General features: G+C 76.1%; 8 protein-coding genes. 7 read left to right on the top strand and 1 reads right to left on the bottom strand.

The genetic code is table 11. The features are described from left to right. Positions 1-284 precede the first annotated feature (284 nt). On the top strand, positions 285-3440 hold the full coding sequence (locus ACWENR_RS22750) for an NACHT domain-containing protein (protein ID WP_452278996.1): 3156 nt from the start codon (positions 285-287) through the stop codon (positions 3438-3440). A gap of 212 nt (positions 3441-3652) precedes the next feature. On the opposite strand, the gene ACWENR_RS22745 is transcribed toward ACWENR_RS22750, so the two are convergent. Next, positions 3653-4417, bottom strand: coding sequence for a TetR family transcriptional regulator (locus tag ACWENR_RS22745; protein ID WP_452278995.1), 765 nt, complete (start codon positions 4415-4417; stop codon positions 3653-3655). A gap of 107 nt (positions 4418-4524) precedes the next feature. On the opposite strand from ACWENR_RS22745, the gene ACWENR_RS22740 reads away from it, so the two are divergent. The 6 genes from ACWENR_RS22740 to ACWENR_RS22715 form a co-directional block, all read left to right on the top strand. Next, entirely contained in the window at positions 4525-5496 is a 972-nt protein-coding gene (locus ACWENR_RS22740) for an ABC transporter ATP-binding protein (protein ID WP_452278994.1), read from the top strand. Next, entirely contained in the window at positions 5493-7118 is a 1626-nt protein-coding gene (locus ACWENR_RS22735; RefSeq protein ID WP_452278993.1) for an ABC transporter permease, read from the top strand. The genes ACWENR_RS22740 and ACWENR_RS22735 overlap by 4 nt, the downstream gene beginning before the upstream one ends. A 327-nt stretch (positions 7119-7445) precedes the next feature. Then, positions 7446-8210, top strand: coding sequence for a hypothetical protein (locus tag ACWENR_RS22730; RefSeq protein ID WP_452278992.1), 765 nt, complete (start codon positions 7446-7448; stop codon positions 8208-8210). A gap of 442 nt (positions 8211-8652) precedes the next feature. Further along, positions 8653-9363: a restriction endonuclease gene (locus ACWENR_RS22725; protein WP_452278991.1), complete on the top strand. Its 711-nt coding sequence runs from the start codon at positions 8653-8655 to the stop codon at positions 9361-9363. Positions 9364-9443: 80 nt separating this feature from the next. Further along, entirely contained in the window at positions 9444-10031 is a 588-nt protein-coding gene (locus ACWENR_RS22720) for a hypothetical protein (RefSeq protein WP_452278990.1), read from the top strand. Positions 10032-10043: 12 nt separating this feature from the next. After that, positions 10044-10417 (top strand): hypothetical protein (locus tag ACWENR_RS22715; RefSeq protein WP_452278989.1); only part of this gene is annotated, 374 nt, incomplete at its 3' end.

Here is a 10417-nt window from a genome sequence, read left to right as displayed (position 1 = left end):
CGATGCCTCAAGCGATACGTCGTCCGCGAGGTCCACACCGCCCTCCTTGCCGACTTCGCCGCTCTCCACACCCCTTGACAACCATAGGAGCATCGCCGACCGCCGCCGAGTGCCGTGCGCTCTCGCCGCCTGACGCGCCGGCCCTCGCGCCGCCTGACGCGCCGGCCATCGCGCCGCCTGACGCGCCGGCCATCGCGCCGCCTGACGCGCCGGCCATCGCCGGGTGGCGTCGGCCACCCGTCGCGGGGCTGCCGGAGCGACGCGCGAGCGACCACAATCACCCGGTGCAGCGTCGGGGGTGGAGATGGGGCCTGCTCGTCGTCGTGGCGGCCGTCGCGGCGGGCGGCACGGCGTGGGTCTGGCTGCGGTACGACTTCGAGAAGGTCAACTGGACGTGGGGCGTGGTCGCCGGGGTCATCGGCGTCTACGTCGTGCTCGACCAGACCCTCACCAACCGGCAGGCGGATTCCGGTGCGACCGCGGTGCACCGCCGGGCGGCCGCCGACGAGCTGCTCGAACTGGTCCGGCGCGAGCCGACCGACGAGGCCCTGCTGCGGGCCGTCGACGAGCCCTACCCGCTCCCGGTGACCTGGCGCACGGCGGCGGCGCGGCTGCTGCCCTCGTGGCGGGCCATCGGCCGGTCCAGCGACGCCGGCCCGATGGACCTGTCCGGCCGCCACGGGACGCTGTGGAGCCGCTACCGGAGCATCCCGTCCGGCCGCCTGCTGGTGCTGGGCCCGCCCGGCTCCGGAAAGTCGATAATCGCGCTGCGGATGGCGCGGGAGCTGCCGCCGCACCGGGACGCGGACGCGCCCGTACCCGTGCTGCTGCCCGTCGGTTCCTGGGATCCGACCGCCGAGACGTTCCACGACTGGCTGGTGGACCGCCTCGCCCGGCGCTACACGCCGCTCGCGCCCAGCCACCCGCGCCGGGTGGCGGTGCTGCGGGACCTGGTGGAGACGGACCTCGTCGTGCCGGTCCTCGACGGGCTGGACGAGGTGCCCGAGGAGCAGCTGACCGCCTGCCTGGAGGAGCTCAACCAGCTGTCGACGCAGCGCTTCGTGCTGACCTGCCGCACCTCCGTCTACGAGAAGTACCTCGCCCAGGGCGAGAAGGTACGCGGCGCCGCGGTGGTGGTCATCGACCCGTTGCCACCGGGCGACGTGGCGGAGTACCTCGTCGACGCCGCGCCCCTGCACCAGGCCGAGGGCTGGTCGACCGTGGCGGCGCGGCTCGGCGGCGACGCGGAGCTGAGCGCGGCGCTGTCCACGCCGCTGATGGTGGCGATGGCCCGCAGCGCGTTCGACCAGCCCGGCACCGACCCGCGCGACCTCGTACCGCTGGCGGCCACCCGAGGCCGCGGCTCGGTGGAGGACGAGGTGCTGTCCCGCGCCGTCGACGCCGCGCTGCGGTCCCGGCGGGGCGCGCGGGGGCTGCGCCGGTGGGAGCCGGCGACGGCCCGTCGCTACCTGGCCTTCCTCGCCGCGCACCTGGAGTCGCTGGACGTCCGCGAGTTCCGCTGGTGGCAGCTGCCGACCGCGCTGCCCCGGTTGTTCTGGGCCGCCGTCGACGGCCTGCGGACCGGGTTGGCGGTCTGGCTGACCCTGGCCCTCGCCGGGGACGGGCTCAGGTCGGTGGCCGCGATGGTCACCGACCGGCGGACCGCCGAGCTGCTCGCCGCCCTCGCGGACCACCCGGGGGACCTGGCGGTCGCGGCCGCCGCCGTGGCCGTGGCGGCCGCCGCGCTGAGCGGCGGCTCCCGGGGACCCGCCCCACGGCCGACCCGGGTGGTCTTCGTCGGCGGGTGGGGCGCGCTCCGCGAGGGCGTGCTCGACGGGCTTGCCCGGGGCGTGTTCTGGGGCATGCTGACCTGGCTCGCGCTGTGGCTGTTCACTCCACCGACCGCGCTCGTCGCCGAGCTGGACCGGCTGCCCCGGCTCACGGCCTGGCCGGTGGAGGTGCGGGCCGGCGTGCTGCTCGGTGTCGCCTGGTGCGTCGTCGTCGCGCTCCGGTCCGCCCTGCGCGTCGACTTCGCGGCCCCGGCCGCGGAGCTCGGGGCCACCGGCGTGGTCGAGACCGTCCGGGCCGACCGCGCGGCGACGGTCGCGTCGGTGCTGCCGACCGTCGCCACCGCGCTCGTCGGCATGCTGGCCGGTGTCGTGGCGCTGTGGGTGGCCGGCCTGCTGCCCCGGCTGCCGCCGCTGGCGGCCCTCGCGTACGCCGGGGTGGGCCTGGGGCTGGGCTGGTGGACGCTGACGCGCGGCGGCGGCGCGTGGGTCCAGTTCGGCCTGGCCCGGATGGTGCTCGCGGCACGCGGGCACCTGCCGCACCGGCTGCTGGCGTTCCTGGAGCACGCCGAGACGGTCGGCCTGGTGCGGCACGGCGCCGGCGCGTACCGCTTCCGGCACGGCCGCGTGCAGGGCCGGCTGGCGGCCGGCTCGCTGGCCGGACGCCGGGGCAGCAGGTTGCGCGAGGAGTTCGGCGTCGAGCTGGCCCGGGCCGGCTACTGGACGGAGGCGCTCGGCGTCTTCGCGGCCGTCACGCGGGCCCGCGCGGCGAGCGTCGGGCCGGCCGACGAGCTCACGCTGACCTCGCTGCGCAAGGCGTTGCTGGTGGGCGCCGCGGCCCGGGAGTGGGGCCGGCTGGCGGAGCTGCTGGAGCCGGTGCCGGCACCCCTCGCCCCCGCGGAGGAGGCACCGCTGTTCCAGCGGCGCCGACGGGTCGCCGAGCTGGTCGCCGGCGGGGCGCCGCTGCCCGAGTTGCGCGCCGCCGGCGACGAGCTGATCCGCGCCGAGGACCAGGCCGGCCGGCCGGTGGCCGCGACGCGGGAGTTCCTGGCGGTCGTCCGCTACGCCGAGGGCGAGGTGGCGGCCGCCCGGGAGCACCTGGAGCGTCTGGTGGAGGGGGCGAGCGACGGCGCGGGGTGCGCGACGCCCGTCGGCGCGGGCCTGCTGGCCCGGATGCTCCTCGACGCCGACGCCGACGCCGACGCCGACGCCGACGCCGACGCCGACGCTGATGCGGACGCCGACGTGGACGCCGACGCCGACCAGGGTCGGGACGTCGCCTCGGTCCTCGCCGTCTGTCACGCGCAACTGCTGCTGGCCGACGACCGCGAGGACCGGACCGACCCCCTGGTGCTCGCGCAGACCTGGGGATGGTCGGTGGCGGTGATGCGGCGGGTCGTCGACGAGCGGACGGAGCTGCGCGACCGCGTTCGCGCCGCGCTCGCCGCGCAGCGGGCCCGTGGGCGGGGCATCCACGTGACCAGGCGGGAGGTGGCGGAGGTCGGGCTCCAGGCGTGCCACGCGATGATCGGGCATCCGACGCTGGGGGCCCTCGGGGTGGCCGCGGCCCGTCGGCTCGTCGACGTGCTGGACGCCCCGGAGATCGTGGCCCGCACGGTGCGGCGCGCCGCGCCGATGTGGCACGACGGCTGAGCCCCGACCCGCCCTCCGTCCCCATCCCTCGCCCCGCCTCGCCCTAGCCCCGCCTCGCCCTCGCCCCGCCCTGCCTCGCCCTCGCCGCGCCCTCGTCTCGCCCCCGCCCCGCCTCGCCCCCGCCCGATCGGCGCGGCATCTCGGCGACGCCGTCGACGGTGCGCCCTGCGGCGCGGCCGTGGCGTCTCACAATCGTCTCGTAAAGCGTCTCATTATTGTGTCGCCGTGGGATCGAGGTGGCGGTAGACGGTGGCCCGCGAGACGCCCAGCGCGGCGGCGATCTCGTCGGCCGAGTGACGGCCCTCGGCGTACATCCGTCGGGCCGCCGTCACCTGCTCCGGGCCCATCGCCCGGGGTCGCCCCGGCCGCCGCCGGCCCCGCGGGGCGTCGCCCGTGGCCGCGTCGGCGTCCCCGACCGCGCGGCCCTGCGGCGGGGCGCCGTCCAGCAGGCGGCGTACGCCGTCGAGCATGTCCGCCCGCAGCACCTCGTCGGGCACGTCGGCGAAGAAGACGATCGGGTCGCTGCACATGGCGACCGCCTGCACCGCCCGTACCCGCTCCCGACGCCCGGCGTTCGGCCCGGCGATGAGGTCGTTGGCCCGCATGGCGATCCGCATCAGGCGGTGGTACGTGTCGCCGCGCGTGACGAGCGCGATGTCGTGGAAGAGCATGCCGAGCGGGCGGCGGTGGGCCAGCATCGTGTCCACCCAGCCCTCCAGTACGGTGGCGCGGGCCCGCTCGGGCGGCCCCGCCCCGGCGGCGTCGAGCAGCGCCTCCAGATCGGACACCAGCGGCTCGATGAGGGCGGTGAGCAGGTGCTCCTTGGTGGGAAAGTGGTAGAGGATCGCCGCCTTGGTCAGCCGCAGCCGCTCGCCGATCTGCCGCAGCGGGGTGCGCTGGTAGCCGTGCTCGGCGAACAGGTCCAACGCGGCGCGCAGGATCCGGGTCCGCGTGTCGTCGGGCGCCTCGACCGTCATGCCGGCAAGCCTAGCCGCGCCTGACCGGCGGGTGGCGGCGCTGTTGATTCTGCTGACCATCGGTCAGTACAGTGGAGCTGTCTGCACCGCCGGCGGCAGGAGGGGTCATGCCCGTCATCTCCATCGACAACCTGGTCAAGACGTTCGGCAGCGTCCGGGCGCTCGACGGCCTGGATCTGCGGGTCGAGGCGGGGGAGGTGCACGGGTTCCTCGGCCCCAACGGCTCCGGCAAGTCCACCACCATCCGGATCCTGCTCGGGCTGCTGCGCCGCGACGCGGGCGACGTGCGGGTGTTCGACGCCGACCCCTGGCGGGAGGCGGTCGCCCTGCACCGCCGGCTGGCGTACGTGCCGGGCGACGTCAACCTGTGGCCCAACCTCTCCGGCGGCGAGGCCATCGACCTCTTCGGCGACCTGCGCGGTGGCCTCGACCGGCGCCGCCGCGACGACCTGCTGCAACGCTTCGACCTGGACCCGACGCGCAAGTGCCGCACCTACTCGAAGGGCAACCGGCAGAAGGTGGCCATCGTCGCGGCCTTCGCCTCGGACGTCGAGCTCTACGTGCTCGACGAGCCGACCTCCGGGCTGGACCCGCTGATGGAGGCCGTGTTCCAGGACGAGGTCCGCCGGCTCAAGCGCGACGGCGCGACCGTGCTGCTCTCCAGCCACGTGCTGGCCGAGGTCGAGGCGCTCTGCGACCGGGTCAGCATCATCCGCGAGGGCCGCACCGTCGAGTCCGGCACCCTCACCGAGCTGCGCCACCTCACGCGTACGGCGGTGACGGTCGAGACCGCGCGGCCCGCCACCGGCCTGGCGGCGCTGCCCGGCGTGCACGAGGTCCGCGAGGTCGACGGGCGCACCCACCTGGAGGTCGAGCCCGCCCACCTCGACGCGCTGCTCGGGCACCTCGTCGGATTCGGGGTCCGCGCGCTCACCAGCGCCCCGCCCACCCTGGAGGAGCTGTTCCTGCGCCACTACGGCGACGAACGGGCGGCCGTCACCGCGGCGCCTCCCGAGCCGGCGGGGCACCCGGTCGACGGGCACCGGGCGGGTGCCGACCGGCAGGCGGGCGCCCGATGAGCGCGTTCACCGGCACCGGGCGGCTCGCCCGGCTCGTGCTGCGCCGCGACCGGGTCCGGCTCGCCGTCTGGGTGCTCGGCACGCCCCTGCTCGGCTACGCCCTCGCCGGCAGCGTCAAGGAGTTCTACCCGGACCCGGAGGCCCGCGTCGGATACGCCACCACGTCCGCGTCCAGCCTGGTCGCCCGCGCGTTCAACGGGCCCGTCGCCGGCGCCGACCTCGGCGCGGTGGTGGTCGCCGAGACGTACGTGACGCTGGCCCTGCTCGCCGCGCTGCTGAGCACCTTCGCGGTGGTGCGGCACACCCGGCAGAACGAGGAGACCGGCCGGGCCGAACTGCTCGGCGCCTCCGCCGTCGGCCGGTACGCGCTGCTCACCGCCGCCCTGCTCGTCGTCGTCGCGGCGAACGTGCTGGCCGCGGCCCTGCTCGCCGTCGCCGTGGCCGGCGCCGGCCTGCCGCTCGCCGGCTCCGTCGCGGCGGCGGCCGCCATCGGGGGCGTCGGGGTGGCCTTCACCGGCGTCGCCGCCGTCACCGCCCAGCTGTCCGTCACGTCCCGGGGCGCCAACGCGCTCGCCGCCGCCGCCGTCGGGATCGCCTTCCTGCTCCGCGCCGCCGGCGACGTGCTCGGCGAGCAGACCGCCGGCGGTACGCGGGTGGACAGCGCCTGGCCGTCGTGGCTCTCCCCGCTCGGCTGGGGCAACCAGGTCCGCGCCTTCGCCGGCGAACGCTGGTGGACGCTGGCGCTGCCCGTCGCGCTGCTGGTCGTCGGGGTGGCGCTCGCCTACACCCTCGCCGAGCGGCGGGACATCGGCGCCGGGCTCGTCGCGCCCCGGCGCGGGCCGGCGACGGCCGCGCCCCGGCTGCTCAGCCCCGCCGGGCTGGCCTGGCGGTTGCAGCGCGGCACGCTGCTCGGCTGGGCGATCGGCGTGGCGGTGCTCGGGTTCTCGATGGGCATCGCAGGCGACGAGTTCAACGCCATGATCGAGGAGAACCCGGCCGCCGCCGAGGCGATCAGCGCGATGGGCGGCGGCGCGCGACTCATCGACGCGTATCTCGCGGCGATGCTGGGGCTGTTCGCGTTGACCATCGGGGCGTACGTCGTGCAGGCGCTGCTGCGCACGCGCGGCGACGAGACCGACGGCGTGCTGGAGGCGGTACTCGCCACGGCGGTGAGCCGCACCCGCTGGCTGACCACCCAGGTGGTCGCCGCGACGCTCGGCGCGCTCGCCCTCGTGCTGCTGGGCGGCCTCACCACCGGGCTCGGCTACGGCCTCGTCGCCGGCGACCCACTCGGCAGAGCGGCCGAGCTGGGCGGGGCGGCGCTGGTGCGGCTGCCCGCCCTGCTGGTGGTGGCCGGGGTGGTGACCGCCCTGTTCGGGCTGCTGCCGCGCTGGTCGGTGGTGCTGTCGTGGACGGCGCTGCTCGGCTTCCTGCTGCTCGGGCAGCTCGGCGCGGTGCTCGACCTGCCGCAGGCGGCGCTGAACCTGTCGCCGTACACGCACGTGCCGTCGGCCCCGGCGGTCGACCCGGCGGCGCTGCCGCTGGTCGTCCTGACCGCGATCGCGGCGGCGCTGCTCGCGGCCGGCCTCACCGGATTCCGCCGCCGCGACGTCCCGAACTGACCGCCCCACGTCCCCTTCGCGCCCCTCCGCGGTCCCCTCTCTGCGTCGGGCCCGCTGCGCCGGGCCCGCTGCGCGGGGGCGCGGTGATCGCACAACTTCCGGGAAACAGTGGCCTTGTGACTGGTCGGAGGCCACTGTTTCCCGGAAGTTGTGCCTGGCCGCCGGAGGGTGTTCGGCGGGGGAGGCGACTGCGCGGCGGCCGATCGCGGGGCGTGCGGTCCTCCCGTGTCCGGGCGGCGGGCGGCGGCTCTATGATCATGCGTCGTTCGCCCCGGCCGCCAACCCCTGGTCAAGGCCGTTTCGGGGGCGTCAGGAAGGCGGTCGGGCGTGGCGAAGGCCGACAGGACGTCGCTCGCGGAGCGGTTCGACCTCGCCTGGCGAGGGCTCGAGTCGCACCTGCGGCAGCGGTGGCGCCAGCAGGCCGGCAGCGCGTCGGGCAGGGGCCCCGACGCGTACGAGCTGTTGACCTGGGCCGGGGAGCAGAGTCTCCTCACCCGCGACCAGGAGACCTTCCTCGACCGTTGCCGGGGTGTCCGCAACGCGTACGCCCACGTCTCGTTCGAGGGCTACTCGGGGCCGATCGCCTCGCCTCCCCTCGAGGTCGTGCGGCGGCTGGAAAAGATCTCCGAGGGGGTGCGTCAGCCCCGCCGGGTCGGTGACGTCGCCGCCACGGCCAGGACGTGCCGACCGGACACGCCGCTGCGGGACGCGCTCGGCATGATGCACCGGGACGACTTCTCCCAGCTGCCGTACCCGCACGAGCGGCACGGCTGGCTGCTCGTCACCCGGGAACAGGTCGGACGCTGGGTCGAGGCCAAGGCCGAAGCCGACGGCATGGCCCTGGTCGACCTGGCCGTCCCGGTGTCGGAACTCGCCGACCACCCCGAGGTCGGCCTGGTGCGGCCCCGACAGATGGAGGCGTCGACGCCGCTCGCGGCCGCCGTGGCGGCGATCGAGGAGGCCCTGCACCGCCCCGACGACGCGGAGGGCGGATATCCGCTCGTGCTCGTCACCGCCAGGGACGGCAGGCCGCCGGTGCAGGTACTCGCGGTCGACGACCTGCCGCGCGCGTACCGGGAACTCGGCCGCTGACCCCTCGGGTGAGTACCCGCGCCGGCTGGGCTCGCCGCCCGTGCCGCGCTCCGCCGCCGGCAGCGCGCCCGCTGCCCATGCTGCGCTCCGCCGCCCGCGCCGCGCCGCGCCGTGCTCCGCCGCCCGCGCCGTGCTCCGCCGCCCGCGCCGCGCCGTGCTCCGCCGCCCGCGCCGCGCCGTGCTCCGCCGCCCATGCCGTGCGCGCTGCCCGCGCCGTGCGCGCTGCCCGCGCCGTGCGCGCTGCCCGCGCCGCACCCCAGCAGCGCGCCGCGCTCCAGCAGCGCGCCGCGCTCCAGCGGCGCGTGCCGGCGCGGACCGGGTCCGCCAGTGGCCCGGACTTCGGCTCATTCGAGTGACGGGTAGCCGACAGTGTCGACGTGAGCGCACTGTGTGTGTCGCACCGAGGCGGGAAGCTGGGCGCCTGACCCCTGGGAGGTGCCGGATGCCTTACGTCAGGCCGCACGTCCGACGCAACGGGTCCCGGGTGCGGGGCCACTACCGCAGGCGGCGGCCCGCCGGCGGCGGAATGCCCTTGGGGCGGGGCCGCTCCGCACGCCGATCGGGCAACGGCCGGATTCTCGCCCTCGGCGGGGCGGCCGTCGTCGCCGTCGTCCTGGTCGTCGAGTTCGTCCAGCGACACCCCTACTGGTCGGCCTTCTCGGCCCTCGTCGCCGTCGCGGTAGCCACCGTCCTGCTGTCGGCCCGGGCGAGGCAGGCGGCGCGCCGGCGAGCCGAGCAGGCCGAGCGTGACCGGGCCGTGGGGGTGACCGACACGATGACGGGAGCGGAGTTCGAGCAGTGGTTCGCGAGGCTGCTCGACGCGTCCGGGTTCCGGCACGTGCGGGTCCGGGGCGGCTCCGGGGACCGGGGCGCGGACGTGACGGCGATCGCCCCGGACGGCCGCCGCACCGTGGTGCAGTGCAAACGGCAGAGCACGACCAACCGGGTCGGCAGCGCGGCCATCCAGCGGTTCGCCGGCACCTGCCGAGAGGTGCACGGCGGTGAGCTGTGCATGATCGTCACGAACGGGTTCTTCACCGCCGGCGACGGCGTGCAGCTCGCCCGACAACTCGGCATCGTGCTGGTCGACCGGCGGGTGCTGGAGACATGGGCCTGGACGCGTACGCCGCCTGCCGTCCTCGGCGGCGGGTGACCCGGACGGGGGTGGCGCGGTCGCCGCGCCCGGGGAGGGTGACGATCCGGCCCTTGCCCTCGGCTGGCAGGCTCGCAGCCATGGGAAGCGTCGTCGCGCAGTTGCCCGCGCTAATCGGCGTGCTGATCGGCACCGTCGGCACGATCGTCGCCACCTCCGTCGCCGACCGCACGCGGTGGAAGCGGAACCAGTCCATCCGGTGGGACGACCGGCGGCTCGATGCCTACGTCGAGTTCGCGCAGGTCATCAAGGAGATCCACGCCGTCGCCACGCGCATGCTCGCCGAGGAACGACCCCACTCGCGGGGGCACCGGATGGGCCGGGAGGAGGGCCTCGCCCGCCTGGCCGACGCGGACGTCCGGCACACGCTGGCCTGGGAGGGCGTACTGCTGCTCGGGGACGCCTCGACGGTGTCGGCGGCGCGCGAGTGGCGCAACGCCGTGTGGAAGATCGAGGGAGCGGCCCGGGGGCTCGACGCGGGGGACGACGCCGACGAACTGCTGCTCCGGGCGAACGAGGCGCGGGACCACTTCTACCGCGCCGCCCGGGGTGGCCTCGGCGTCCGTGGCGGTTCGGTCGACCAGGCCACGGTCCTGAAGGCGAGGCTGGAGGAGATCCGGGCGAGCGGGGCGCCCCGGGGCGCGCCCGAGACGCCCGCCCAGGTCTGACCTTCCAGGCTCGTGGGTGCGCGGCAGCGAGTCGGATCCTCCCTGTTCGGTGACACGCCGCCCGGTTGCTGCGCGGGGCCGGCGTCCGCCCTGCTGGCCGGCACCGACGCCGCACCGTTCGCCCCGCAACACGGCACCGCCATGCACCGCGAGCGCGAACTGCCCGGCGCGGGTTCCTGCTCGACGCGCGGTTTCTGGATGGCGCGCGGGTTCCTTGACGGCGTGTGGGTTTCTGGACGGTGCGGGTTCCTTGACGGCGTGTCGGTTTCTGGACGGTGCGCGGGTTCCTTGACGGTGCGCGGGTTTCTGGATGGCGCGCGGTTTCTGGACGGTGCGCGGGTTTCTGGATGGCGCGCGGTTTCTGGACGGTGCGCGGGTTTCTGGAT

It is taken from the genome of Micromonospora sp. NPDC004336 (assembly GCF_053602615.1).
Note: the sequence above shows the minus strand (reverse complement) of the source record. Positions and strands in the feature narration are given on the sequence as shown.

Bases quoted from the DNA above. Each gene is read 5' to 3' on its own strand.
- ACWENR_RS22745 (WP_452278995.1), bottom strand. From the start codon at position 4,417: ATGACGGTCGAGGCGCCCGACGACACGCGGACCCGGATCCTGCGCGCC.
- ACWENR_RS22740 (WP_452278994.1), top strand. From the start codon at position 4,525: ATGCCCGTCATCTCCATCGACAACCTGGTCAAGACGTTCGGCAGCGTC.
- ACWENR_RS22735 (WP_452278993.1), top strand. From the start codon at position 5,493: ATGAGCGCGTTCACCGGCACCGGGCGGCTCGCCCGGCTCGTGCTGCGC.
- ACWENR_RS22725 (WP_452278991.1), top strand. From the start codon at position 8,653: ATGCCTTACGTCAGGCCGCACGTCCGACGCAACGGGTCCCGGGTGCGG.
- ACWENR_RS22720 (WP_452278990.1), top strand. From the start codon at position 9,444: ATGGGAAGCGTCGTCGCGCAGTTGCCCGCGCTAATCGGCGTGCTGATC.